The 24,543-nt window shown below is 68.1% G+C and carries 21 protein-coding genes, 1 tRNA gene, 1 pseudogene and 1 other annotated feature; of the genes and pseudogenes, 3 read left to right on the top strand and 20 right to left on the bottom strand.

Features of this window, described 5'->3' with window-relative positions; translation table 11 throughout:
- Positions 1-58: 58 nt before the first annotated feature.
- Positions 59-144, top strand: a tRNA-Leu gene (locus tag AC0KS4_RS09220).
- A gap of 312 nt (positions 145-456) precedes the next feature.
- On the opposite strand, the gene AC0KS4_RS09215 is transcribed toward AC0KS4_RS09220, so the two are convergent.
- The 5 genes from AC0KS4_RS09215 to AC0KS4_RS09195 form a co-directional block, all read right to left on the bottom strand.
- Positions 457-801, bottom strand: coding sequence for a hypothetical protein (locus AC0KS4_RS09215; protein ID WP_238957907.1), 345 nt, complete (start codon positions 799-801; stop codon positions 457-459).
- A 91-nt stretch (positions 802-892) separates the two neighbouring features.
- A protein-coding gene (locus tag AC0KS4_RS09210) for an IS3 family transposase (RefSeq protein ID WP_472408499.1) occupies positions 893-2,133 on the bottom strand; the annotation gives its coding sequence in 2 pieces (ribosomal slippage) (positions 893-1,846 and positions 1,849-2,133; 1,239 coding nt in all).
- Positions 1,741-1,858 (bottom strand) — a sequence feature (AL1L pseudoknot). (Overlaps the previous gene by 118 nt.)
- A 29-nt stretch (positions 2,134-2,162) precedes the next feature.
- Complete coding sequence (locus AC0KS4_RS09205) at positions 2,163-3,254, bottom strand: IS630 family transposase (protein WP_238957904.1); 1,092 nt, start codon at positions 3,252-3,254, stop codon at positions 2,163-2,165.
- Positions 3,255-3,288: 34 nt separating this feature from the next.
- Complete coding sequence (locus tag AC0KS4_RS09200; protein WP_238957903.1) at positions 3,289-3,750, bottom strand: hypothetical protein; 462 nt, start codon at positions 3,748-3,750, stop codon at positions 3,289-3,291.
- Positions 3,734-4,816 carry a hypothetical protein gene (locus tag AC0KS4_RS09195; RefSeq protein WP_225330250.1) on the bottom strand — a complete coding sequence of 361 codons (1,083 nt, stop codon included), beginning with the start codon at positions 4,814-4,816 and terminating at the stop codon, positions 3,734-3,736. The genes AC0KS4_RS09200 and AC0KS4_RS09195 overlap by 17 nt, the downstream gene beginning before the upstream one ends.
- Before the next feature lie 883 nt (positions 4,817-5,699).
- Between AC0KS4_RS09195 and AC0KS4_RS09190 the strand changes: the two genes are divergently transcribed.
- Positions 5,700-6,713, top strand: coding sequence for a hypothetical protein (locus AC0KS4_RS09190; protein WP_238957902.1), 1,014 nt, complete (start codon positions 5,700-5,702; stop codon positions 6,711-6,713).
- Positions 6,714-7,044: 331 nt separating this feature from the next.
- Positions 7,045-7,728, top strand: a pseudogene (locus tag AC0KS4_RS09185) (phosphoribosyltransferase); the annotation flags it as partial.
- A gap of 3 nt (positions 7,729-7,731) precedes the next feature.
- Here AC0KS4_RS09185 and AC0KS4_RS09180 read toward each other — a convergent pair.
- From AC0KS4_RS09180 to AC0KS4_RS09110, 15 genes are all read right to left on the bottom strand, one after another.
- On the bottom strand, positions 7,732-8,070 hold the full coding sequence (locus AC0KS4_RS09180) for a phage holin family protein (protein WP_238957901.1): 339 nt from the start codon (positions 8,068-8,070) through the stop codon (positions 7,732-7,734).
- A 92-nt stretch (positions 8,071-8,162) separates the two neighbouring features.
- Entirely contained in the window at positions 8,163-8,969 is an 807-nt protein-coding gene (wag31, locus tag AC0KS4_RS09175) for a DivIVA-like cell division protein Wag31 (RefSeq protein ID WP_225330241.1), read from the bottom strand.
- A gap of 262 nt (positions 8,970-9,231) precedes the next feature.
- Entirely contained in the window at positions 9,232-9,522 is a 291-nt protein-coding gene (locus tag AC0KS4_RS09170; RefSeq protein ID WP_003878110.1) for a YggT family protein, read from the bottom strand.
- A gap of 176 nt (positions 9,523-9,698) precedes the next feature.
- A complete protein-coding gene (locus tag AC0KS4_RS09165; protein WP_238957900.1) occupies positions 9,699-10,352 on the bottom strand; it encodes a cell division protein SepF in 654 nt (217 codons plus the stop codon).
- 66 nt (positions 10,353-10,418) lie between these two features.
- Entirely contained in the window at positions 10,419-11,195 is a 777-nt protein-coding gene (locus tag AC0KS4_RS09160; protein WP_238957899.1) for a YggS family pyridoxal phosphate-dependent enzyme, read from the bottom strand.
- Between the two features lie 5 nt (positions 11,196-11,200).
- Complete coding sequence (gene pgeF, locus AC0KS4_RS09155) at positions 11,201-11,908, bottom strand: peptidoglycan editing factor PgeF (RefSeq protein ID WP_238957898.1); 708 nt, start codon at positions 11,906-11,908, stop codon at positions 11,201-11,203.
- A 100-nt stretch (positions 11,909-12,008) separates the two neighbouring features.
- Entirely contained in the window at positions 12,009-13,166 is a 1,158-nt protein-coding gene (gene ftsZ, locus AC0KS4_RS09150; RefSeq protein WP_225330251.1) for a cell division protein FtsZ, read from the bottom strand.
- 268 nt (positions 13,167-13,434) lie between these two features.
- Positions 13,435-14,400 (bottom strand): cell division protein FtsQ/DivIB, encoded by a 966-nt coding sequence (locus tag AC0KS4_RS09145; protein WP_238957897.1) that lies wholly within the window; start codon positions 14,398-14,400, stop codon positions 13,435-13,437.
- Complete coding sequence (murC, locus tag AC0KS4_RS09140; RefSeq protein ID WP_225330246.1) at positions 14,397-15,884, bottom strand: UDP-N-acetylmuramate--L-alanine ligase; 1,488 nt, start codon at positions 15,882-15,884, stop codon at positions 14,397-14,399. Before murC ends, AC0KS4_RS09145 begins: the two co-directional genes overlap by 4 nt.
- Complete coding sequence (gene murG, locus AC0KS4_RS09135) at positions 15,881-17,107, bottom strand: undecaprenyldiphospho-muramoylpentapeptide beta-N-acetylglucosaminyltransferase (RefSeq protein ID WP_238957896.1); 1,227 nt, start codon at positions 17,105-17,107, stop codon at positions 15,881-15,883. Before murG ends, murC begins: the two co-directional genes overlap by 4 nt.
- Positions 17,104-18,843 carry a putative lipid II flippase FtsW gene (gene ftsW, locus AC0KS4_RS09130; RefSeq protein ID WP_238957895.1) on the bottom strand — a complete coding sequence of 580 codons (1,740 nt, stop codon included), beginning with the start codon at positions 18,841-18,843 and terminating at the stop codon, positions 17,104-17,106. The genes murG and ftsW overlap by 4 nt, the downstream gene beginning before the upstream one ends.
- A gap of 7 nt (positions 18,844-18,850) precedes the next feature.
- Entirely contained in the window at positions 18,851-20,308 is a 1,458-nt protein-coding gene (gene murD / locus AC0KS4_RS09125; RefSeq protein ID WP_238957894.1) for a UDP-N-acetylmuramoyl-L-alanine--D-glutamate ligase, read from the bottom strand.
- On the bottom strand, positions 20,308-21,387 hold the full coding sequence (mraY, locus tag AC0KS4_RS09120; RefSeq protein WP_238957893.1) for a phospho-N-acetylmuramoyl-pentapeptide-transferase: 1,080 nt from the start codon (positions 21,385-21,387) through the stop codon (positions 20,308-20,310). The genes murD and mraY overlap by 1 nt, the downstream gene beginning before the upstream one ends.
- A complete protein-coding gene (locus AC0KS4_RS09115) occupies positions 21,384-22,934 on the bottom strand; it encodes a UDP-N-acetylmuramoyl-tripeptide--D-alanyl-D-alanine ligase (RefSeq protein ID WP_238957892.1) in 1,551 nt (516 codons plus the stop codon). Before AC0KS4_RS09115 ends, mraY begins: the two co-directional genes overlap by 4 nt.
- On the bottom strand, positions 22,931-24,499 hold the full coding sequence (locus AC0KS4_RS09110; RefSeq protein ID WP_238957891.1) for a UDP-N-acetylmuramoyl-L-alanyl-D-glutamate--2,6-diaminopimelate ligase: 1,569 nt from the start codon (positions 24,497-24,499) through the stop codon (positions 22,931-22,933). Before AC0KS4_RS09110 ends, AC0KS4_RS09115 begins: the two co-directional genes overlap by 4 nt.
- Between the last annotated feature and the right edge of the window lie 44 nt (positions 24,500-24,543).

Here is a 24,543-nt window from a genome sequence, read left to right as displayed (position 1 = left end):
TGGGTTCGCGGCGGGCGATCCGATAGCCTTAGCTGCCAACCCATGCTGGTTTGGCCTTGTCCGAGTGGCGGAATGGCAGACGCGCTAGCTTGAGGTGCTAGTGCCCTACTAATGGGCGTGGGGGTTCAAGTCCCCCCTCGGACACACGACTGAGCCGAATGGAATGAAGGCTCGCATTCATTCCTGAGGCGATGGAGTGTGTTGAGCGGCGAAGCCGCGATCACACCCACGCTGATGTCGATTGGGCATCGCTTGATGTCCTGATTCTGCCCTCCGGCGCGATGGAACGGTGTCTTACACAGTTTCATTTGTGCAGTTCAGCAATCCATGGTCTCCCAGCGTCTCGACGGTGAGCCATGAGGCACGAAGGGGCGACTTGGAGGTGCGCGGACTGATCGACTGAGCATCAGACGATATGGCACCGCCGCCGCCGCTGGCGGCACCCAGCACTCACGGTCATAGCGTGACACCCAAATCGTCGCGAACACGACCGAGGAGATCCTGCGCCAGAGCTGCGAAGCTGGGCGCTGTGGTGGGGTTGCCGCCGTCGACCGCCGCGGCGGCCTGCGGCAGAACCGAAGTAGCTGACGTGCCTTCCTTTTCGAGAAAGCCCAACGCGCGGATGCTGACATCTCGCGCGTGTGATTCGGCGATATGCAGGCGAAAACCGACAGTCAGATCATCGGTGTCGACAGCTTGAAGCAGACGCAGCATATCCAACGCGTCTTTTTGCTTGACCCGCTTGCCCTCGGCCTTGATGTCGTTGAGCCGTTCCTCGAACTTGATGATCTTGGCGACCAAGAGTGCGGCCGGTCCTGCCACATTGACCTCAACACAGCGATGATCGTCGGGGTCTAGTGTCCTGAGTCATGAACTACCCCAGGTTTAGTTCCTACTCGGTTGCGAGGGCCGGGGTCGGCTGGCTCGCAGGGTGTGAGGTGCCGGTGAGGGCGGCCTCGTACTCGGCGGGTGGAACGTAGCCGAGGGCTTCGTGCAGGCGTTCCTGGTTGTACCAGGCCACCCATTCGGCGGTCGAGAGTTCGACATCATCGATGCACCGCCAGGGCTTGCCGCGGTTGATGAGCTCGGTCTTGTAGGCGGCGTTGACCGCTTCAGCGAGGGCGTTGTCATAACTATCGCCACGCGACCCGACCGAGGGCGCGATCCCCAGTTCAGCCAGCCGGTCGGTATAGGCCAGCGATAGGTACTGGGATCCGCGGTCGGAATGATGAACCAACTCGGATAGATCGGTATTCGACTGCCACACAGCGTGATTGAATGCTTGAAGCGGGAGGTCTTCGGTGCGCATCGTGGCCGAGACCGCCCAGCCAACGATCTTCTTGGTGCACGCATCAGTGACGAACGCGGTGTAACAGAACCCCTGCCAGGTCCGCACGAACGTGATGTCGGCGACCCATAGCCGGTTCGGTGCAGCGGCCCGGAATTGGCGGTTGACCAGATCGGCCGGCCGGATCGCGGCCGGGTCGCTGATCGTGGTGAACACCGGCTTGCCCCGCTGGGCGCCGCGCAACCCGGCCTTGCGCATCAACCGGCGGGTTTGTTCACGGCCCAGCTGCCAACCACGCCGTGTCATCGCCGCGTGCATCTTCTTGACCCCATACACCGAGTAGTTCTGCCGGTGCACCGCCTCAAGGTCAGCGATCAGCTGCTCATCGCGGATCTCCCGGTCCGACGGTGGTCGGGTCCGCGCGGCCCGATAACCCCGCGAGGTGAGGAATCCGGGGATAGCTGCCCGCAGCACACGGCAGATGAGCTCGACCCCGAACTGATCGCGATGAGCATCGATGTAGGCGATCATTTCGTCGCGGGGCGGTCGAACTCCGCGGCAAAAAACGCAGACGCTGACTTCAAAATCTCGTTAGCCCTGCGCAGTTCAGCGTTCTCGCGCTTGAGCTTACGGATCTCGGCATGCTCAGAACTGGTCATGCCCGGCCGTTCACCAGCATCGACTTGGGCCTTGCGTCGCCACCGACGCACCGACTCCTCCGAAATATCGAGTTTGCTGGCGACAGACTTTATGGCCTCGAACTCCGACACTTCCGAGGCTTCCATCACAGTGTCCAACAACCGCAACGCACGCTGCCGAAACTCCGGCGAATACTGACGGGGCATAGCTTCCAATCCTCCTATAAGGATCGGAACTAAACCTGGGGTAGTTCATCATTAATTTTGGTGCAGTAGTTTGCGATGCTTGCCAGGATCTGGTCGGCGGTTTTGGTCCAGACGTAGGGTCGCGGGTTGTCGTTCCAGGTGTCGATCCAGGCGCGGATGTCGGCGTTGAGTTGGCGGACCGAGGTGTGGGTGCCGCGGCGCAGTTTCTTGGTGGTCAGCTCGGCGAACCAGCGTTCGACGAGGTTGAGCCAGCTTGAGCCGGTCGGAGTGAAGTGCAGTACGAACCGGGGATGTGTTGTCAGCCAACGCTTTACCGCAGGAGTCTTGTGCGTGGAGGCATTGTCGAGAACGACGTGGCAATCCAGGTCGGCGGGCACTTGTTCGTCGATCTTTTTCAGGAAGGCCAAGAACTCCTGGGAGCGGTGTCGGGCATGCAAAGAGCCGATGACTTTTCCGGTGGCCAGGTCCAGGGCGGCATACAGGCTCGACGTGCCATAGCGGACGTAGTCGTGGCTGGCCCGTGCTGGCGTGCCGGGCAGCATCGGGAACACCGGTGCGGTGCGGTTGAGCGCTTGGATCTGGGTCTTTTCATCGACGCAGAGCACCAGGGCGCGCTCGGGTGGGTCCAGGTAGAGCCCCACGATGTCGCGGACCTTGGCCACGAACAGCGGATCCTTGGACAGTTTCCACGAATCCTGCTTGTGCGGCGCCAATCCAAACGCCCGCCACACCCGCGAGACCATCGACTGACTCAACCCGAGGTGGGTGGCCATCGAGCGCGTCGACCAGTGCGTGGCATCGGGCGGGGTGGTCTCCAACGTCGCGGTGATCAACGCTTCGATCTGCCCATCGCCGACCACCCGAGGCCTACCCGGCCGCGGCTCGTCAAGCAGGCCATCGCAGCGCTGCTCAACAAAACGGTTACGCCACCGCTTGACCGTCGAGCGTGAGATTCCCATCCGGTCGGCCATGTCGGAATTGGACTCACCATCAGCGGCCGCCAACACAATTCGCGACCGCAACGCCAACCCCGCCGCACTCGTTCGTCGCCGAGCCCACCCCTCTAACTCGGCACGTTCAGCATCAGTCAACACAATCTCAGCAGCACGCGGAGTGGGCATCACCCAGTTTAACAACTGAGCCGTAATTAACGACTCAGGACACTAGCGCATGCAGGGTACGCGGGCCGTGGTCGACGAGGGCGGGTTCCAAACCGGCTGTGGGTCTGGCAGCCCACTTCTCGTGCCCGACCAGCCGCGCTGAGCGTGCACCTTTGGCAGTGCGGCCGGACTGAAACGGCGCAACCATGATGTCGACTGCCACTTCGCCGCGGCCCACCCATCGACCAGGGTTTGCACCCTGGTTGAAGCCCACAGCTGCCATTGCGGCAGTGATCTCAGGGCTAGTCTTCAGCGACTCCGCATTGAGGGCCAGGTCGCCGTCGGTGGTCATCGGCGGTTCAACAAAGTCGCCAGCACCAGTATGTAGATACACGGCTTGAGCGCCGACGACGATGATCGTCGGCAGGTGCCCATCGAGCGCGTCAAGAGCGTCGAGCAGTACAGCTCGCGCCGCGACATACTCCGGTGCGTGAACGAATTCATTCTCTCCAGGCATCGTCGCTCCTTGCCAATATGTCGATGAGCTGCTCAGCCTCTTGGGCGAGGCGGCCTTTGGGAAGGGTCAGCAGGTCCGCGAGCACCTGGGAGATGGGTACGACGCGCAATCCCGTCGCGGTGATGTCCACACTGGTTAGCAATGTGCGATCTCGCGGGGTCGTGATCATGACGTTGCTGGTGGCACGGTCACTGCGGACCAGCCCGAAACTGCTGGCGGCACTGGTGATGTCATCGGCGTAGAGCGTGAGCACGGTCAGAGGAACAACCGAGGTGATGTCCGCGGGAAGATACTCGCGGGCGGCAGCCGACCCGGTGGCGGTTATGTCGTCGCGCCCCCGAATTCGGTCGAGGGTGCGTGCGACACCGCGTGGCGCGATGTAGTCCAGGACGACACCATTGCCGTTGGTGAAGCTATAGTCGGTCACCCAGCGATCGAGGAGGGTGCGTTTCCGTACGCGGGTGATGGTGCCGTCCTCGGATCGCTCGATGGCGCCGGCATCGACCAGCGTTGGCATCAGTTTGGAGACCGCTGCAGCGCTGCTCGACGATAGATCCGCAAGTTCGCGGATCCCCAACGGTGGTTGTCGGTCGAGGAGGGTGCGGATGGTGCGCGCCGTAGCGGGGCCGGTGAGTCGGACGGTGGCCGTCGACTCTCGGGGCCGCGGCGGTTTGGGCGCACCCTCTAGGCGGATCAGCACCGGCGGATTGGAGGCCGTCAGACTAACCCAGCCGGTCGTATCCAGGTAGCTGATGTTGGCCTCGTCCAGTTCGCGCCGGAGCGGCGGGCTGACGTACTCGCTGACGTACAGCAGAGGAGCGTCGCCGAAGGCGGCGGCCATGGTGCGCAACTGCCTTGTGATGTCCTGCACCGAGCGGCGATTCGTCGACAGCTTTACTTCGGCCAGGAAGCTGACGGCGGCGCCGTCCTCGGTGGTCAATGTCATCCGGAAGTCGACGGCGCGGTCCGGTTCGATGCCGATCCTCCAGGACGGCGGCAGTCGCGAGCGCAGCGTCTCGACCGCTGCGTTACGTACAGCCGTTTCTCCAATCATCGCATTTCGCATCACGAGAAACATGGTACTTTGCGAAACAGGGAAAGCACAGAGGCAACGGTCACCGAGCCTGGGTCCAACAGCAGCAAGATGAGCGCCTGGCAGATGGCACAGTCCCGCATTTCGCGGAGATATTGAGTTCGCCTACTCCCAAAACAGCGGCCACTACCAGATCGGGAGCGGAACCAACGAGGTGACGCTGGCTGTCGGCAATACGGATTGGGCACGGTCTACGTGCTCACGGATCCGTCCGACATAGCCAACGTCGCGGTCATCAACAGTGCGCGAACGAATTGCTGACGGACATGTCTCGGTTCGATACAAGTAGCCGGATCATCGACGCGGCACCAGGCGACGCGGTCGTGCTGCACAACGGGAGCGAGTTCTGGGCGCTGGTGTACATCGTGAAGGTGTTCGCACGACAGGCGTTGAATCGCGAACTGGCGATCGAGTTCCGGTACGCGAGACCGCCCACCCCAAATTTCAGCGGGTTCGTCTTCCCTGGGACAGACGCGGGCCGGCGCGGGCGAGACGCCCGACCTTGCCGGCGCAGCCGCAGCCAATCGCCGGCCGCCAGAAAGCTGACTGGTCAACGACCAACTCGAAGACCCCACCGTGTCGCAGGTGGACAAGTCCCCCTCGGACACATCGTTCTTGCGGTCGGATTGACGGTGCGGCGACCAATTTCATTGGTGATCACCGGCGTAGCGGCACGGGGACGGAGTCCCCCGTCTTCTCAGCTCATCGCCATCCTGGACGGGCCCAACACTTGTCCTTAGCACTGAAGCCTCAGTCGCCGCGCGGTCCCGGGTGTCGGAGGTGCGCGTAACACTGCGTCCAAGGCGTAGCTCGCCGCCACGCCCTCTCGTCGGTTCGAACCGGAAAGGCTGACATCGTGAACGTACTTGCAGCGTGGGGCTTATTTCTCATGGGTGGATCCATTTTCATCGGGTTGACATACTCCATCGTCTCGGTGGGTTTCTCAGCGGGGATATTTCAGTACCAAACGTTGGCTGTCGACGCTTTTCGTGAGAGGTTCGCCGAGATCACCGGCGGGACGGTCGAGGATTACGTCAAAGCGATTCCACGCTTCCGCAAGTTCTTCTCCCGAATTTCCTCTGATGACGGGCCGATCAGAGGCATTGGCGACGGGGTGCGGATTCTGATAGGCAGACCGGTGCGACTGACCAACGAACGACGGTGGGAAGTCTTCGACGCGCTCCAACACGGCCCAGCGTGGCGCATAACCGAAGACACCGAAAGGCGGCTAGTTGCAGTCGCGCTCTACTGCGCGAACCTACCCATCACGCAACCGCCACCTGACAGCCTGAAGGGGAAGGCGTTTAGTGGACAGCGGCAGGCGGAATTCCTTGTCGCACAGACGAAAAACGACATCGACGACGCCCAGAGCGTCGAGGAGCTTTTCACCGTGTACCAGACTTACCGGGCGGTGGTGCGGCGCAAATGGTTCCATGCGCTTACCGGGGGACACCGAAAGATTCTCAAAGCAAGAGCAACACCACAGCTCATCTTCTGGAAGAAAATGTTCGCCTACTCCGGCGGGGGAACCGGTGCCGGTACCCTCCTTTTCCTGTATTCGGCGGCGCTCCGGAACGACACCCTGCGGCACCTATCCTGGCCCACTATCGGCGGAGGGATTGGGCTGGTCCTCTTCGCGACAGGGGTTGTGAAGTCATACAACCGAGGCCGCATGGTCGACCATGACCGTACGAAATTTCGGCTATTTGCCCAGAAACAGCCGTTGGTTGCCACAGGCGTGATGTCCGGACAGGTCGTGCTGGCATTCTTCGCCGGAATCATGATGTTGGTCTTGCTATTGCTTGCTCTGTACTTCTTCCAGGGGTTGGTGCTCGGCTTGAGCCTGAGATTGATAGGTGACCAGCCATAATCAGCCTGCTAACCCGATCGGTCTGGGCAGTCACGATGGCCCGCCTTCGAGCGCATGCATTCGCAATATTCGGCTGATGCGCGGTGCAACGAGGTAACCACACCAATAGCTCCCGCCGGCGTTCACCGCCCTAATCGCAAGCCCGCAAGTCGCGTCATAGGCGGGCACAAGCCCCCACCCTTGCTGCGGCCAGCGTATGCAACCGCGGCGATCTTAACCCCAAGTTAATCCGCAGGCTCCAAACACCTTCCCGCGCAACCGTATTGCGCTACCGCAGGCCATCCACCGAGCATGCACCTCACACGGGGGCTTTCCCACGTAGGCTGGTAGACGACCAATGAACCGACCGAACGGCTTTCTCCGGCGAACGGCGACACGCAGTTTTTGTGACCGCCGCGAGGCCGGCCGCGCGGTGGCCGAAGAGCTGACGGCCTACCGCGGCCGCGACGACGTGCTGGTGTTCGGGCTGGCGCGCGGCGGCGTGCCGGTGGCCTGGGAGATCGCCGCCGCCCTGGGTGCCCCGCTGGATGTGTTCCTGGTGCGCAAGCTGGGGGTGCCGAACTGGTCGGAGCTGGCGATGGGTGCCCTGGCCAGCGGTGGCGGCCTGGTGATGAACGACGAGGTCGTGGCCAGCTTGCGCATCACCGACGCGCAGGTGCGGGAGGTGATCGACAGCGAGACGTCCGAACTGCTCCGGCGCGAACACGCCTACCGGGGCGGCCGGCCGATCGCCGACCTGCGCGACCGGGTCGTCATCCTGGCCGACGACGGGATCGCCACCGGCGCCAGCATGCTGGCCGCCGTGCGGGCGGTGCGCGCCGCGGGCCCGAGATCAATCACCGTTGCGGTCCCGGTGGGGCCGGAGTCGACCTGCCGCGACCTCGCGCGGGAGGCCGACGACGTGGTGTGCGTGACGATGCCGCCCGGATTCGAGGCGGTCGGGCAGGTCTACGACGACTTTCATCAGGTCAGTGACGACGAGGTGCGCGAACTTCTCGCCACGCCGACCGACTAAGCGTTACTTGGCGGGCTCGTCGCTGCGGCCGTCGGCCGCGACGCTGGACTCCTCCGTCGGCTCGGTCGCCTCGGTGGCGGCCTCCGGTTCGCCCTGCGCGGGCACTTCCTCGGGGTAGTCGACGTAGTCGTCCTCGTCGGGATGGGTCTCGCCCGCATCCTGATCTTCGTCACCGCCGGGCGGGCGCTGCTGGCGCTCCCGCAGGGCGTCGAGGATCAACAGGACCACACCCACCACGCTGGCGGCGATGCACACCCAGGCGACCAGCTCGTTGCTCGTGACGACGGCGAACACCAACGCGACGAGCCCGATCAGGGCCAATACCAGCGCAATGACGAGCATCGGGCATCCTCCAGGCGACGAGCGGGACTGCGGTGTTCAAGACCTAGTGTGCCAACCCCGAAGCTCGGCGAGCGTCCGGCACGGCTGAAAGACTAGTTGTTGCCCCGGTTGAATTGCTCGAACCCGCCGGCATCCGCGCTGGAGTCCACGGGCGCCGCCGACCCTCGCTGGCCGAGCTCCTCGAGCTGAGACTCCAGGTAGGTCTTGAGCCGGGTGCGGTATTCACGCTCGAAGGTGCGGAGCTGCTCGAGGCGACCTTCCAGCACCGTGCGCTGCTGGTTGATGGTGCCCATGATCTCGGAATGCTTGCGTTCGGCGTCGGCCTGCAGGGCGTCGGCCTTCTCCTGGGCCTGGCGCAACTGGGTCTCCGAGCGGGACTGCGCGTCCGCCAACATCGCGTCGGCGCGCTGCCGCGCCTCGGCCACCGTGGTCTCGGCGGTGCTGCGGGCCTCGCTGAGAATCTGGTCGGCGTTGGCGCGGGCGTCGGACAGCATCTTCTCCGACTCGGCCTGCGCGGTGCTGGTGAGCCGGTCGGCGGTGTCTTGGGCCAGGCTCAGCACCCGAGCGGCCTTCATGGCCTGTTCCTCGTTGTTGACCGCCGCGGCCGGTGCGGCGGGCGCGGCGGCGGCCTTGACGGGCTCCGGCTCGGGCTCGCGGACAGGGATGGCCTGCGTGGGCGCGGCGGCCGCGGCCGGGGCGGCGGCCCCGCCGCCGGACGCCAGCTCCTGGTCGAGCTCTTCGATCCGTTGGCGCAGATCGCTGTTCTCTTCGATGAGTCGCGTCAGCTCGGCTTCCACCAGATCGAGGAAGGCATCCACCTCGTCTTCGTTGTAGCCCCGCTTGCCGATCGGTGGCTTACTGAACGCCACATTGTGGACGTCGGCTGGTGTAAGCGGCATTGTTTCGTCCCCTCAAGTTCCTGTCGAACGTTCTGGAAAGTGTAGAACGCAGTGGTAGCCGTAGTGCAACTGCCGTCCATCCTGTCACACCAGGCGCGACGGTTGCTGATTAGCCCAATAAATAAGAGCCAATTTCAAACAGTGAGGCCAATAAAATCCGAAACCTTAGAAATTTTAAATCGCGGGAACCAAACCGACGCTAAAACGTGTCCGGACCGTCTCCGGGACGGAACGGGGGCTCAGGCCGCGGGCCGGAATCGGGTCACGCCGCGGCGCCGAACGCCAGCTGCATCCCGATGAACGCGACCAGCAACAGCACCATGATCGACAGATCGAAGCGGACCGCTCCGATGGTGAGCTGGGGGATCAACCGGCGCAGCAGCTTCACGGGCGGATCGGTGATCGACATGATGATCTCCAGCACCACCACGGTGATCCCGGTGGGATGCCAGTCCCGGCTGAACGAGCGGATGAACTCAACGACGACCCGAGCGATGAGCAGCAGCCAGAAAATGAACAGCGCAAACCCAAGGATCTGAAAGAACAACACCAACTGAAGTGCCCCGACCTTATCGATGAGATGCCAAGCGCCGCGGACGTGCGCGGCGCCTGCCAGCCTACCGACTCCGGGTTACCGGCCCCACCTCACGTGGCCTCGGGAGTCGTTCACCCATTCGAGTGCGCGATCGGCCACCCGAGACGGGCCATCGCCGAGCGCGGCGGGTGCGTCTATTGGTAAGCGTAGAAACCGGTTTCGGCGATCCGGCGGCGCTCCTCCGGGGACACGTCCACGTCGGCGGGCGACAGCAGGAACACCTTGGTCGCCACCTTGTCGAAGGATCCGCGCAGCGCGAAGGCCAGGCCGGCCGCGAAGTCGACCAGCCGCTTCGCGTCGGCGTTGTCCATCGACACCAGGTCCATGATCACCGGGGTGCCGTCGCGGAAACGCTCGCCGATGGTGCGGGCCTCGCTGTAGTCCTTCGGACGCAACGTGGTGATCTTCGACAGCGGGTGGCCCTCTTCGAACATCATCGCCATCCGGCGCGGGTCCATCGCCAGCGCGCCGCGGGTGGAGTTGCGCAACCACGAGCCGAAGCGGGGTCCGCCCCTCTCGGCCCGGTCGAACTCGCGCGGGTGCACGGCGCCGTAGCGCGGCTCCTCGCCGTAGCCACCGCGGTAGCCCGCGGGCGCCACGTAGTCGGCGGGCTCGCGGCGCGGGTCGTCGTAGTCGTCGCCGTCGTAGCGGCCGTATCCCTGGAAAGTCTCGTCAAATCGCGGGCGCGGGAAACCGCGGGACGGCGCGCGGTCGTCGTAATACTCGTCTTCGTAGTCGTCCATTGGGGCCATACCGAAATAGGCCTTGACTTTGTGCAGTGTGCTCATTGCGTTGACCCTTCTAGCCCCTGGGATTCCTGGTGTTAGTGATAAAGCTGTTACTGCAGTGACTACTTACGGTGACGGTAACCTCCGACGGCCCAATAGGGCGGTACCGACACGCACACATGTCGATCCGTGTTTGACGGCGATTTCGAAGTCGTCGGACATGCCGGCGGACAGGCCGACCGCGTTCCGGTGCGTCTCGAGCACCCGCCGATGTTCGGATTGGAGCCGGTCAAAGGCCTCGTCGGGATCGGAGTTCAGCGGCGGGATGGCCATCAGGCCGGCCAGATCCAGATTGGTCGCCTCCTCGACCCGCGCGCACATCTGATCGACGGCCCCCGGCCGAGAAATGTCGACGCCGCCGCGGGACTCGTCGCCGTCGAGGCTGACCTGAACATAGATCCGCATCGGTTCGGTGCGGCGGCCTTCGGCCAGCGCCGCCGCGACGCCCCGGTCGAGCGCGGTCACCAGGTGCGCACTGTCGACCGAGTGGGCGGTGTGGGCCCAACGGGCCACCGACCGCGCCTTGTTCCGCTGGATATGACCCACCATGTGCCAGCGCGGATTTCCCACGTTCGACCGTTCAGAAGCCGCCAGCAGCCGAGTGACCTCGGCCACTTTTGCCGTCGCTTCCTGGTCCCGCGATTCGCCGACGGCCCGGCAACCCAATCGGGACAAAGTCACGACGTCGGTTGCTGGAAAAAACTTGGTCACCGGTAAAACTTCGATCTCCCCGACATTGCGGCCCGCCGCTTCGGCCGCCGCGGCAAGGCGTGAGCGCACCGCCGCCAATGCGTGGGTCAATTCCGATTCGCGGTCTCCCCCATTGGACATGTCCACCGCCATCGCGGTCACTCCATCCAGACCAGCGAGGCCAGCCGGCCCGTCGGTGCATCCCGGCGGTGGCTGAACAATGTCGGGTCGGCCACCGTGCACCGCGGATCGATGTCGATTGCGGTGACGCCCAAACCCTTGAGCTGGCAAGCGATTCCGGCCCGCAGATCGAGTCCGGGCGTGCCGGCCGCGGTGGTGGTGCGGCTGCCGGGCAGCGCCGCTTCGACCTCGTCGGCCATCGCCGCCGGCACCTCGTAGTTCTGGCCGCTGACGGCCGGACCGAGCAGGGCCGAGATGTCCTCGGGCTGCGCTCCCAGTTCGAGCATCGCCGCCACGGTGCGCGCCACCACGCCGCGCTGGGCGCCGACGCGCCCCGCGTGCACCGCCGCGGCCACACCGGCGCGCGCGTCGGCCATCAATACCGGAACGCAGTCGGCGGTCACCACCGCCAGCGCCAGTCGCGCGGTTCGGGTCACCAGCGCATCGGTGTCTTCGAGCGTGGCCTCCGGTGGCGCCTCGACCACCTCGACCCGATCACCGTGGACCTGGTTCATCCACACCACGCGCCCGGGGCGCAGGCCGACGGCGCCCGCCAGCCGCGCCCGGTTTTCGGCGACCGCCGCCGGGTCGTCACCAACGTGGTCACCCAGATTGAAGGTGTCGAAGGGGGGCTTCGAGACACCACCGGCGCGGGTGGTGGTCACCCGCCGGATGCGAACGCTCACGTGACCAGTATCCGGAAGCCCTTGCCCGCCAGGCTGCATCGACGTAGGGCCCCTATGCTTCGACGCCGGTTTGTCGCGCAGTGGCAAGCAAATCGAGACCTCAGCGGCGCATGAACGGCGGCACATCGACGTCGTCGTCATCGCCGCCGATATTCAAGGTCGAACCGTTCGTGTGCACCGGCACGCTGACCGCGTCGACCGGTTCGAACAACGTCGAGGTGAGCTTGCCGGCCTTCGCCGACTCGATGCGGTGCGCGCCGACCTTCTCTTCCTTGTCGGCGTTGCCACCGATGACGGGTTTGCGGCCGGGGCCGGTGGCGTCGAATCCCGCCGCGATGACGGTGACGCGCACCTCGTCGCCCAGCGAGTCGTCGATGACGGTACCGAAGATGATGTTGGCGTCCTGGTGCGCGGCGTCCTGCACCAGCGAGGCCGCCTCGTTGATCTCGAACAGCCCCAGGTCGCTGCCACCGGCGATCGACATCAGCACGCCCTGCGCGCCTTCCATCGACGCCTCCAGCAGCGGGGAGTTGATGGCGATCTCGGCGGCTTTGAGCGAGCGGCCCTCGCCGCGCGCCGAGCCGATGCCCATCAGCGCGGTGCCGGCGCCGGACATGATGCCCTTGACGTCGGCGAAGTCGACGTTGATCAGGCCCGGGGTGGTGATCAGGTCCGTGATGCCCTGGACACCGTTGAGCAGCACCTCGTCGGCGCTGCGGAAGGCGTCCATGAGCGACACCGCGGCGTCACCCATCTGCAGCAGCCGGTCGTTGGGGATCACGATCAGGGTGTCGCAGCTCTCCCGCAGCGACGCGATGCCGCTTTCGGCCTGGTTGCCGCGCCGCTTGCCCTCGAACGAGAACGGCCGGGTGACCACTCCGACGGTCAGCGCGCCCAGCTTGCGGGCGATGCTGGCGACGACGGGGGCCCCGCCGGTGCCGGTCCCGCCGCCCTCACCGGCGGTGACGAACACCATGTCCGCCCCGCGCAGCAGCTCTTCGATCTCGTCCTTGGCGTCCTCGGCGGCCCTGCGCCCGACCTCCGGGTCGGCGCCGGCGCCCAGCCCGCGGGTGGAGTCGCGCCCGACGTCGAGTTTGACGTCGGCGTCACTCATCAACAGCGCCTGCGCGTCGGTGTTGATCGCGATGAACTCGACGCCTTTGAGGCCCTGTTCGATCATTCGGTTGACGGCGTTGACGCCGCCGCCACCGATACCCACGACCTTGATCACGGCCAGGTAGTTGTGCGGGGGGGTCATCATTCGTCTTCCTCCCTGATGGGCTCGGCTCTCCCGGTGGTGGGCTCCTCCGGACGTTCGCGGTCCTCCCTGGCAAACCCTCAACCTCAACCATAGAGTTAGAGTTATGTCAAGTAGTTCCGCGCAACCAGAACGGTATGGGCATGGCGCGCGCTAACCCCGCAGGCGCGCCGACGCGCGTCCCGCAAATTTTGCCCATTTTTCCGCCGCTGAGCGGGCGTGAGCGCTGCTCGACGGCGCCGCGGCGCGCGCGACGTGACGAAGGTCGCTACTTGACCGTCGGCAGGTCCGGGCTGGACACGTCGTAGGTCTTGCCGGGCTGGGTCAACAGCGCGGACAGCTTCTCGGCCTTCTCGTCGGTGCGGTCGGTGGTCCCCCAGATCACCACCCGGCCGTCGCCGAGCGTCAGGGTGATCGAGGCCACCGAGGGCGCCGCGATCCGGCCGACCTGGTCCTGAACCTCGGGACGCAGCGCGGTGAGCACCTGCAGGGCGGCCTTGGTGGCGGGGTCGTTCGGCCCCGGATCGGCGACATCGAGGTAGGGCAGCGCCGGTGGCGGCGGCCCGGTCGCGAAATCCACGCCGTCGCGGTCGAACAGGTGTGGCCCGTCGGGAAAGTCTTTGACCGCCACCGGGACTCGCTCGACGATCGTGATCCGCAGCGCGGACGGGTACTGGCGCTGCACGCGCGCGCTGGCCACTCGCCGGATCGCCGCCACCCGATCGGCGACCTGGTTGGTGTTGATCTGCAGCAGCGGCGTTCCGAGCCGCACCTGCGCCGCATCCAGGACCTCGTCCCGGGTCACCACGCCGGTCCCGACGACGACGATGTTGCGGGCCGACATCGCCGGCGTGAAATAGAGCACCAACGCCAACCCGATGCCGACAATCACCAGCAGGATGGTGACCAACAGCATCTTGAGCCCCCGAACAACGCCCCGCGCAACGGGTTTGGGTTCGTGGACCGGCCGTCCGGTGGCCCTGCGCTTGGCTTCACGGCGCGCCTCTTCGATGGCCATGGCGCGGGCCTGGGCGGCGCGGCGCTCGGCGCGTTCCCGGCGGGCCCGCCGGCGCGGCCCCTCGACCTCCGCCGGATCGGGGGTTTGATCGGCCTGTGGATCGGGTTCCGCCGGGTCGGTGCCCGTGCCGGTGAAGAGCGGCGCGGTGACCGCGTCGTCCGGGACCGGGTTGTCGGCCTGCATGGCCCCGGGCGGTTCGGGGGTCGGCTGGGTCATCGCCGCGCCCCCGGCGCGCCGCGGTTGGCCCGCCCCCGCAACGCCGTGACGATCTCGGGCCCCAACAGGGTCACGTCGCCCGCCCCCATGGTGACGATGACATCGCCGGGCCCGGCGACCGCGGCCACCTGCTCGGCGGCGGCGGAGAAGTTCGGAAGGTAGCGCACCGGGACGCTGACGTGCTCGGCGACGCTGGCGCCGCTGACGCCGGCCAGCGGTTGTTCGCGCGCGCCGTAGACGTCGAGGACGAAAACCTCGTCGGCGGCGTCCAGCGCGTGACCGAACTCCTGCGCGAAAGCCTTTGTCCGCGAATACAAATGGGGCTGGAACACCGCGATGCTGCGGCCGTCACCGCTCTGCTCGAGCAGGGTTCGGACCGCCGCCAGCGTGGCGACGATTTCCGTGGGGTGATGGGCATAGTCGTCGAACACCCGCACCGGCTGCCCATTGCCCGCGGCGCCGACCAGCTCGAACCGGCGGCGCACCCCCTCGAAGCCGGCCAGCCCGTCCAGCACCGCGTCGACCGGGGCGCCGATCTCGAGCGCCGCCAGCAGCGCGCCCATCGCGTTGAGCGCCATGTGGCGTCCGGGCACCGACAGCCGCATCACCCGCGGGTGCTGCTCGGGGTCCAGCTCGGGGGCCAGCTGGATCTGCGCGACCGCCTCGGTGCCCTGCTGCTGCCACGACAACAACTCGGCGGCCAGGGGTTCACCGGATTGCGAAGTCCCCGAGCCGGATCCGTAGCGCAGGACCCGAATGCCCAGTTCGGCCGTGCGCCGTGCCAGCTCCGCCGCCCCGGGATCGTCGACGCAGACCACCAGCGCCCCGCCGGGGGCGAGCCGGTCCACGAAGGCGTCGAACACGTCGACGTAGGCGCTGGCACTGCCGTAGAAGTCCAGGTGATCGGTCTCGATGTTGGTGACCACCGCGACATTGGGCGTGTACTCCAGCAGCGACCCGTCGCTTTCGTCGGCCTCGGCGACGAAACAGTCGCCGCTGCCGTGGTGCGCGTTGGTCCCGGCCTCCCCCATCTCGCCGCCGACCGCGAACGACGGGTCGCGCCCGCAGTGCTGCAGCGCCACGATCAGCATCGACGTCGTGGTCGTCTTGCCGTGGGTGCCGGTGACCATCAGCGTGGTGCGGCCGTCCATCAGCTTGGCCAGCACGGCCGGCCGCAGGATCACCGGAATGCCGCGCCGGCGGGCCTCGACGAGCTCGGGGTTGGTTTTCGGGATGGCGGCGTGGGTGGTGATGACCGCGGTGGCGCCGCCGGGCAACAGATCCAGCGACGACGCGTCGTGCCCGATGTTGATCTGCGCGCCCCGGGCCCGCAGCGCGTGGATGCCGCGCGACTCCTTGGCATCCGAGCCGGAGACCAGCCCGCCGCGGTCGAGCAGGATGCGGGCGATGCCGGACATGCCGGCTCCCCCGATGCCGACCATGTGCACCCGCTGCAGCTCGGGCGGCAGCTGCTCGGTGGTCATGGCTTCCCTCCGGCCGACAAGCGGCCGAGCCGTGCCTTCCTGGCGATGTCCAGCGCCGCCTGGGCCACCTGGCGCGCCGCGTCGGGATGTCCCACCCGCGCGGCCGTCGCCGTCATCGCCGTCAGCCGCGGCGGGTCGCCCACCAGGCCCGCCACCTCCCGGGCGACCAGCTCGGGCGTCAGGTCGGCGTCGGCGACCACCATGCCGCCGCCGGCGTTGACCACCGGCAGCGCGTTGAGCCGTTGCTCGCCGTTGCCGATCGGCAGGGGCACGTAGATCGCCGGCAGGCCCACCGCCGAGACCTCGGCGACCGTCATCGCCCCGGACCGGCAGATCACCAGGTCGGCGGCGGCGTAGGCCAGGTCCATCCGGTCGAGGTAGGGCACCGCCACGTACGGCGGATCGCCCGGCAGTGGTTCGCGCAGGTCGAGCGTGTTCTTGGGGCCGTGCGCGTGCAGCACGGCCACGCCGGCGGAGGCCAGCCCGGCGGCCGCCCCGGAGACGGCCCGGTTCAGCGAGGCCGCCCCCTGCGAGCCGCCGAACACCAGCAGCACCCGCGCGTCGTCGGCGAAACCGAAGTGCCGGCGCGCCTCGGCGCGCAGCGCCGCGCGGTCCAGCGAGGTGATGGCCTCGCGCACCGGCACCCCGACCACTTCGGCGCCCGGCAGGCCGCAGTCGGGCACCGCGGAGAGCACCCGCTCGGCGCTGCGGGCGCCGACCCGGTTGGCCAGCCCGGCGCTGGCGTTGGCTTCGTGGATCACCACCGGGACCCGACGGCGGCGCGCGGCCGCAAAGGGCAGGTCCCGCGCGGCGAGATAGGCCGGCAGCGCCACGTATCCGCCGAAGCCGATCACCACGTCGGCGTCGACCGACCGCAGCACGGCGCGGGTTTCCCGGACGGCCCGCCACACCCGCGAGGGCAGGCGGGCCAGGTCGCCGCTGGGCTTGCGCGGCAGCGGCACCGGCGTGATCAGCTCGAGGTCATAGCCGCGCGCGGGCACCAGCCTGGTCTCCAGCCCCCGCGCCGTGCCCAGCGCGGTGATCCGGACCTGCGGATCGAGCGCGCTCAGCGCGTCGGCGACGGCCATCGCCGGCTCAACGTGGCCGGCCGTTCCGCCGCCGGCCAGCACGACCGACAGCGGCTTAAAAGCCGGCAACGCGGCACCGGCGGGCAGAGGGTCTGCCCCCCGCCCGCCGGTCGGCTCGTTGACCGTGTCGTTCACCCGTAACGCTGACCTTCCAATGCGCGTGTGCGCCGTTGCTGGCGCCGGCCGGCGGCCTGATTGGCTCCCAGGTTCGCATAGCGCTGGCCAGATCCATGATGCCTCGCCCGGGAGCGGGCGCTGCCCGCAGACTGGCGGGCCGGGCGGCCGGCCGCTCGCGGGGACGCCGACCGCAGCGGCGCCTCGGCGTTGCGGGGCGTCTTGCGCCCGGGTGACCCGGCGCCCTTGCGCGGCGCGCCGCCCGCTTGCGGGGCCGATTGCGGGCGAGACCGCTTGCGGTCGCGGAACGCCTCCAGCCGCGTCGGCGAATAGGGCTCGGGCGGCGGGAGCCGCAGGAGCCGGTTCACCTTGTCGTCGCGGCCGGCCCGCAGCGCGGCCACCGCCTCGGGTTCGTGACGGGCCGCGTTGGCCATGATCCCGATCATGAAAAGCGTTGCCGCGGTGGAGGTTCCACCCGCGGAGATGAGCGGCAGCTGAATGCCCGTCACCGGGAGGATCCCGATCACGTAACCGATGTTGATGAACGCCTGACCCAACACCCACATCGTCGTGGTGGCGGTCAGCAGCCGCAGGAACGGGTCGGCCGAGCGGCGGGCGATCCGCATCCCGGTGTAGGCGAACAGCCCGAACAGGACCAGCAGCCCGAACGCGCCGATGAAACCGAGCTCCTCGCCGATGATCGCGAAGATGAAGTCGTTGTGGGCGTTGGGCAGGTAGTTCCATTTGGCGGTGCCCTGGCCCAGGCCGTCGCCGAAGATACCGCCGTGGGCCAGCGCGAATTTCGCCTGCCGGGCCTGATAACCGGTGTCCTGCGGGTCGTTCTCGGGGTTGATCCAGGACCGCACCCGGTCGGAGCGGTAGCCGGCCGACATCGCCAGGACCGCCCCGGCCATGAAGACCGCGAGCAGCGAGGTGGCGAAGACGCGCAGCGGCAGGCCGGCGTACCAGAGCAGGGCGAGCAGGATGATGCCCAGCGACACCGTCTGCCCGAGGTCGGGCTGGGCGACGATCAGCGCCAGCGCGATCACCGCCGCCGGCACCAGCGGGATCAGCAGTTCGCGCAGGCTGGCCCGCTCCAGGCGGCGGGCCGCGAGCATGTGCGCTCCCCAGATGGCGAAGGCGATTTTGGCCAGCTCGGAGGGCTGCATGGAAAAGCCGGCGACCACGAACCACTTGCGGGATCCGTTGGCCAGGTTGCCGATGCCGGGAACCAGCACCAAGACCAGCAGGATGACCGTGACGACGTAGCCGGTGAAGGCGACGCGACGGATGAACCGCACCGACATCCGCAACGAGGTGTAGCAGGCGACGAGCCCGATCACCGTCCACAGGACCTGCTTGCCGAAGATGATCCAGGCCGACCCGTCGGCGTCGTAGGACCGCACGCCCGATGCCGAGAGCACCATGATCAGGCCGAGCGTCGTCAGCAAGCCGGCGATGGCGATGATCAGGTGAAACGAGGTCATGGGACGGCCGAGCCAGGCGCCGAACCGGTTGTGCGAACCGCCGTCGGCGCCGGCCGCCTTGTCCTTTTTCGCCTTGGGCGCCTTCGGGGCTTTGGGCGGCTTGCCGGCCTTGTCGGCCTTGTCGGCCTTGTCAGCGTCGTCCGGGGGCGCCTCGGTGACCTCGGCCGCGTCGGTGACTTCCGCCGCCGAGTCGCCGTCCCCCGCGGGCCCCGTCTCGGTCCCGCTGGTCGCTTTACCCCGGCCCAGGAACCGGGTCAGTGCGTTACCCACGCCCGCCCTACCGGATCGCCGCGCGCACGGCGGCCGCGAACGCGTCGCCCCGGTCGGCGTAACCCGCGAACTGGTCGAACGATGCGCCCGCCGGTGCCAGCAGGACCGTGTCACCCGGCTGTGCCAGGTCACGTGCCGCGGCGACCGCCGCGGTCATGACTGCAGTGCCGAGATCCCCGCCCACCTGTTTCACTTCAGTCACATCTGCACCAGAAACCACTGCAGTCGCATCCATACCAGCATCCTCGCCTGTCACAACGTGGAGGACGGGGACATCCGGCGCGTGTCGCGATAACGCCTCTGCAACCTCGCGCCGATCCCGGCCGATGAGCACGGCCCCGACCAGCCGCGACGCGATCCTGGCGACCTCGGCGTCCACCGATGCGCCCTTCAGCAAGCCGCCGGCGATCCAGACGACTCGGGGGTAGGCCAGCACCGACGCCTCGGCGGCGTGGGGATTGGTGGCCTTGGAGTCGTCGACGAAGGTGATGCCGTCGGCGACGGCCACGACCTCCGCCCGGTGCCGGCCCACCCGGAAGGTCGCGAGCGCGGACGCGATCGCCTCGGCCGGCACCCCGACACTGCGGGCCAGCGCGGCCGCGGCCAGGGCGTCGAGCACGCCGACGGGGCCGGGCACCGGTATCGAGTCGACGGGCAGCAGGGTCAGGTCGTCGGCGAAGGCGCGGTCGATCAGGTGGCCGTCGCGCACGCCGAGTTCCCCCGGGCCCGGCTCGCCCGACCGAAACCCGACGCGCACCGGCGCCCGCGCGGTCCGCAGCAGCGCCGCGGCCCGGGCGTCGTCCAGCCCGACTACCGCCACCCGCCCGTCGAGCACCCGGGCCTTGGCCGCCGCGTAGTCGGCCATCGTGCCGTGCCAGTCCAGGTGGTCTTCGGCGATGTTGAGCACCGCGCCGCCCTCGGGACGCAGCGAGGGCGCCCAGTGCAACTGGAAGCTGGACAACTCGACGGCCAGCAGCTCGGCGGGCTGGTCCAGGACGTCGAGCACCGGGCTGCCGATGTTGCCGCACAACAGGTTTGCGCGCCGCGCGGCGGTCAGCATGGCGTGCAGCATCGACGTCGTCGTCGTCTTGCCGTTGGTCCCGGTGACCACCAGCCAGCGGCGCGGCGGCCCGTAGTGACCCGCGGCGTCCAGCCGCCAGGCCAGCTCCACATCGCCCCAGACGGGCACGCCCGCGGCCGACGCGGCGACCAGCAGCGGCGTGGCCGGCGAGAAACCGGGGCTGGTCACCACCAGGGCGTAGCGGGAAATCCGCTCGGCTGCCGCCGACGTCGTAGCGGTCGCCACCCCCGCGTCGGCGTACCCGCGCAGGGTGGCCGCGTCGTCGTCGCACAGGGTCGGCACCGCGCCGAATCGGGTCAGGGCCGCCAGCACCGCCTTGCCCGTCACCCCGCCGCCGGCCACCAGCACCGAGGCGCCCGGCGCCAAGGGGTCAAGACCGCTCATCAGGCACCGATCGCGGCCAGCCACTCACCGTAGAAAAGGGCCACACCCAGCCCGCAGGCGATCGCGGTGAGCAACCAAAAACGGATGATGACCGTGGTCTCGGCCCAGCCGGCCAATTCGAAGTGGTGGTGAAAGGGCGCCATCCGGAACACCCGGCGCCCGGTGGTGCGAAACGTCAAGATTTGCAACACAACTGAGAGGACTTCGGCGACGAACAGCGAACCCAGCACGACGGCGAGGATCTCGGTGCGGCTGGTGACCGAGATGCCCGCGATGATGCCGCCCAACGCCAGCGATCCGGTGTCGCCCATGAAGATCTTGGCGGGCGCGGCGTTCCACCACAGAAAGCCGATGCAGGCGCCCGCGGTGGCGGCGGCGACGATCGCCAGGTCCAGCGGATCGCGCACGTTGTAGCAGCCCAGCCCGGGCGCGGTGACGCACGCGTTGCGGTACTGCCAGAACGTGATCAGCACGTAGGCCGCGGTGACCATCGCCATGGTGCCCGCGGCGAGCCCGTCCAGGCCGTCGGTGAAATTGACCGCGTTGGACCAGGCGCTGACGACGACCACGCAGAACAACACGAACAGCGCCGGAGCCAGGGCGACGGTGGCGATCTCGCGCACGTAGGACAGGTCCGCGCTGGCCGGCGTCAGGCCGTTGGCGTTGCGGAACTGCAGCACCAGCACGCCGAAGATCACCGCGGCCGCGACCTGCCCGATCGTCTTGGCAGTCTTGTTCAGCCCGAGATTGCGCGACCTGCGGATCTTGATCACGTCGTCGAGAAACCCGACGCCGCCGAGCACGGTGGCCAGGCTCAGCACCAGCAGACCCGACGCGGAGATGCCCTCGCCGTCAAACGCCAGCCCGGCCAGGTGCGTTCCCAGATAACCGGCCCAGATGCCGGCCAGGATCGCGACGCCGCCCATCGACGGCGTGCCTCGCTTGGCGTGGTGGGTCGGCGGGCCGTCGTCGCGGGTGTGGTGGCCGAACCCCTGCCTGGTGAACAGCCGGATCAGCGCCGGTGTCAACAGGATCGAGACGGCCAGCGCGATGGCGACGGCGATGAGGATTTGTCTCATGGGCGGGCTCCGCCGTCTTCTGAGCCTTGTGAAGTCAGGGCGTCGGCGAGCGCGCCCAGACCGGCCGCGTTGGAGGCCTTGACCAGGACGACGTCGCCGGGTTGCAGCTCGGCCCGCAGCAGCGCCAGGGCGGCGTGGCTGTCGGCCACGTTGACGGCCCCCTTATCGGCTGAGCCCCACGAACCCTCCATGACCGCTCCGTGGTGCATGGCGCTCATCGACCTCCCACTTCCCACGACAACGAGTCGAGACACATCTAAGCGCACGGCCAGCCGGCCGATGCGATCGTGCTCGGCTATCGCGTCCTCACCGAGTTCGGCCATCTCGCCGAGCACCGCCCAGCTCCTGCGCTTTGACTGCGCACCTTCGCCGCCGCCGTGGGCGATCCAGGCCAGTGCCTGCAACCCGGCGCGCATCGAATCAGGGTTGGCGTTGTAGGCGTCGTCGATCACGGTGACGCCGTCGCCGCGGGTGGTGACGTGCATCCGGTGCCGCGACACCGGGCCGGCCCCGGCGAGCGCGGCCGCCACCTGGTCGACGTCGGCGCCGCATTCCAGCGCGACCGCGGCGGCGCACAGCGCGTTGGTGACCTGGTGATCGCCGTAGACGCCGAGCCGCACCTGCGCCTGCCGGGTCCCGGAGTCGTCGCGGTGATGCAGCGTGAAGCACGGCCTGGCCAACTCGTCGAGCGAGACCGGCCCGGCCCACAGCCGGCTGGGGCCCGCGCTGGTGTTCTCGGCGCGGCTGACCCGCACCACCCGGGCCGCGGTCACCTCGGCCATGGCCGCCACCGCGGGGTCGTCGGCGTTGAGGATCACCACCCCGGATGTCGGAACAGATTGGGGCAGTTCGGATTTCGTCTGTGCGATGGCCTCACGCGACCCGAACTCGCCCAGGTGTGCGGTGCCGACGTTGAGGACCACCCCGATCGACGGCGGGGCGATGTCGGCCAGCGCGGCGATATTGCCGGGGTGGCGCGCCGACATCTCGAGGACCAAGAAGTCGGTGTCGGGCGTCGCCCGCAGCACCGTCCACGGATGTCCCAGCTCGTTGTTGAACGACCCCGGCGGGGCCACCACCTCACCCAGCGGCGCCAGCACGGCGGCCACCAGGTCCTTGGTCGAGGTCTTTCCCGACGATCCGGTGATCCCGACGATGGTCAGCCCGCCCGCCACCAGTTCGGCGGCCACCGCCCGGGCCAGCTTGGCCAGCGCCGCCAGCACCGCCGCGCCGGAGCCGTCCGGGTCGTGCTCGAGCACCCCGGCCCGCGATCCGGACGCCCCCTCGGGGGCGACGACGATGGCGGGAACCCCGACCGGCCGAGCGGCCAGCACCGCCACCGCACCGGCCGCGACGGCCGCGCCCGCGTGGTCGTGGCCGTCCGACCGGGCGCCCGGGAGCGCCAGAAACAGCCCGCCGGGTACGACGGCGCGCGAATCGAATTCCACCGTCCCGGTGACGTGGCGTTGCGCGGCGTCCTGCGGCGAGACGTCGGACAGGGTGCCGCCGACGATGTCGGCGATCTGGGCGACCGTCAATTCGATCATCGTTGCGCCCCGTCGAGGTCCCGCAGCGCCTGCGCCAGCTCGACCCGGTCGTCGAAGGGCCGGGTGTGCCCGCCGGTGCGCTGGCCGGTTTCATGGCCCTTGCCGGCGATCAGCACCACGTCGCCCGGGCGCGCCCAGGCGACCGCGTGCCTGATCGCGTCGCGCCGGTCGGCGATCTCGACAATGTCTGCCGCACAACCACTTTCGGCCGCACCGGCCAGGATCTCACGGCGGATCGCGGCCGGATCCTCGCCGCGCGGATTGTCGTCGGTGACGACGACCAGGTCGGCCAGCTCGGCCGCGGTGGCGCCCATCGGTGCACGTTTGCCCGGATCGCGCTCGCCGCCGGCGCCGAACACCACCGCCACCCGGCGGTCCGGACGCGCCAGGGTGGTCAGCACCGCGCGCAACGCGCCGGGTTTGTGGGCGTAGTCGACCAGCGCCAGGAAGTCCTGGCCGGCGTCGATCTCCTCCATGCGTCCCGGCACGCGGGCCTGCAGCAGCCCCGCCGACGCCTCCTCCGGGGATACCCCCACCGCGTCCAGAATAGCCAGTGCGACAAGGCAATTGGCGACGTTGTAGTGGCCGGGCAGCCGAACGCCGAGTTCATGCGGCGCCCCGGCCGCATCGAGGACGGTGAACCGTTGTCCCCCGGCGCCCATCGGGGCCACGTCGACGGCACGCCAGTGCGCGGGTTGGCCCTCGGCGCTGACGGTGATCGCGTCGCCTGCCCGGGCCGCCATCGCGCGCCCGGCCTCGTCGTCGACGCACACCACGGCGCGCCGGGCCCGCAGCGGGGAGTTCGGGTCGAAGAGCAACGCCTTGGCCTCGAAGTAGTCGGCCATGGTCTGGTGGAAGTCGAGGTGGTCGCGCGACAGGTTGGTGAACGCGCCGACCGCGAATCCGGTCCCGTCCACGCGGCCCAGTGCGAGCGCGTGGCTGGAGACCTCCATGACGACGGTGTCCACCCCCTGTTCGGCCATCGCCGCCAGCATCGCCTGCAGCGCGGGGGCCTCCGGCGTGGTCAGCGCGCTGGGAATGTCGGCGCCGTCGATGCGGATGCCGATGGTGCCGATCAACCCGGCCCTGCGGCCGGCGGCGCGCAGGGCGGACTCGACCAGATAGGTCGTGGTGGTCTTGCCCGACGTGCCGGTGATTCCCACGACCGTCACCCGCTCGGACGGGTTGCCGTACACCGTGGCGGCCAACCCGCCGAGCACGCCGCGGGGGTCGGGGTGAACCAGCGTCGGCACAGATTGCCCTAAAGCGCCCATCTCGGCGACCCCGGCGGCGTCGGTGAGCACCGCGACGGCGCCGCTGTCGATCGCTTGGGCGGCGTAGCGGGCACCGTGGGTGGTCGAACCGGGCAGCGCGGCGAACAGATCGCCGGACACCACATCCTGAGCACGCAGCGTCACGCCGGTGACCAGTAGGTTCGGGACGGCCCGATCGCCGGCCGACGCGGCTCCGATGTCAGCCGCCAACGCCGGCAATCGCACGCCCGCTGCGGCGCTGGGCCGCAGCGCACCGGGCACCGACACCCCGTCACCACCTCCGTCAGCCATGATCGGCCATGACACCCTACCTAGGAGCACGGGCCGACGAGACG

The sequence above is a fragment of the Mycobacterium sp. NTMscope_MAC_12 genome (assembly GCF_976985675.1).
The sequence above is the reverse complement of the archived record's forward strand: the minus strand, read 5'-3'. Positions and strand labels throughout refer to the sequence as shown.

Excerpts from the sequence above, each read along its gene's own strand:
- AC0KS4_RS09110 (WP_238957891.1), bottom strand. The coding sequence starts at position 24,499 with ATGGCTGACGGAGGTGGTGACGGGGTGTCGGTGCCCGGTGCGCTGCGG.
- AC0KS4_RS09160 (WP_238957899.1), bottom strand. The coding sequence starts at position 11,195 with ATGGCGGTGGACATGTCCAATGGGGGAGACCGCGAATCGGAATTGACC.
- AC0KS4_RS09145 (WP_238957897.1), bottom strand. The coding sequence starts at position 14,400 with ATGACCCAGCCGACCCCCGAACCGCCCGGGGCCATGCAGGCCGACAAC.
- AC0KS4_RS09195 (WP_225330250.1), bottom strand. The coding sequence starts at position 4,816 with ATGCGAAATGCGATGATTGGAGAAACGGCTGTACGTAACGCAGCGGTC.
- ftsZ (WP_225330251.1), bottom strand. The coding sequence starts at position 13,166 with ATGACCCCCCCGCACAACTACCTGGCCGTGATCAAGGTCGTGGGTATC.
- wag31 (WP_225330241.1), bottom strand. The coding sequence starts at position 8,969 with ATGCCGCTTACACCAGCCGACGTCCACAATGTGGCGTTCAGTAAGCCA.
- AC0KS4_RS09180 (WP_238957901.1), bottom strand. The coding sequence starts at position 8,070 with ATGCTCGTCATTGCGCTGGTATTGGCCCTGATCGGGCTCGTCGCGTTG.
- AC0KS4_RS09165 (WP_238957900.1), bottom strand. The coding sequence starts at position 10,352 with ATGAGCACACTGCACAAAGTCAAGGCCTATTTCGGTATGGCCCCAATG.
- AC0KS4_RS09200 (WP_238957903.1), bottom strand. The coding sequence starts at position 3,750 with ATGCCTGGAGAGAATGAATTCGTTCACGCACCGGAGTATGTCGCGGCG.
- AC0KS4_RS09205 (WP_238957904.1), bottom strand. The coding sequence starts at position 3,254 with ATGCCCACTCCGCGTGCTGCTGAGATTGTGTTGACTGATGCTGAACGT.
- AC0KS4_RS09115 (WP_238957892.1), bottom strand. The coding sequence starts at position 22,934 with ATGATCGAATTGACGGTCGCCCAGATCGCCGACATCGTCGGCGGCACC.
- murD (WP_238957894.1), bottom strand. The coding sequence starts at position 20,308 with ATGAGCGGTCTTGACCCCTTGGCGCCGGGCGCCTCGGTGCTGGTGGCC.
- murC (WP_225330246.1), bottom strand. The coding sequence starts at position 15,884 with ATGACCACCGAGCAGCTGCCGCCCGAGCTGCAGCGGGTGCACATGGTC.
- mraY (WP_238957893.1), bottom strand. The coding sequence starts at position 21,387 with ATGAGACAAATCCTCATCGCCGTCGCCATCGCGCTGGCCGTCTCGATC.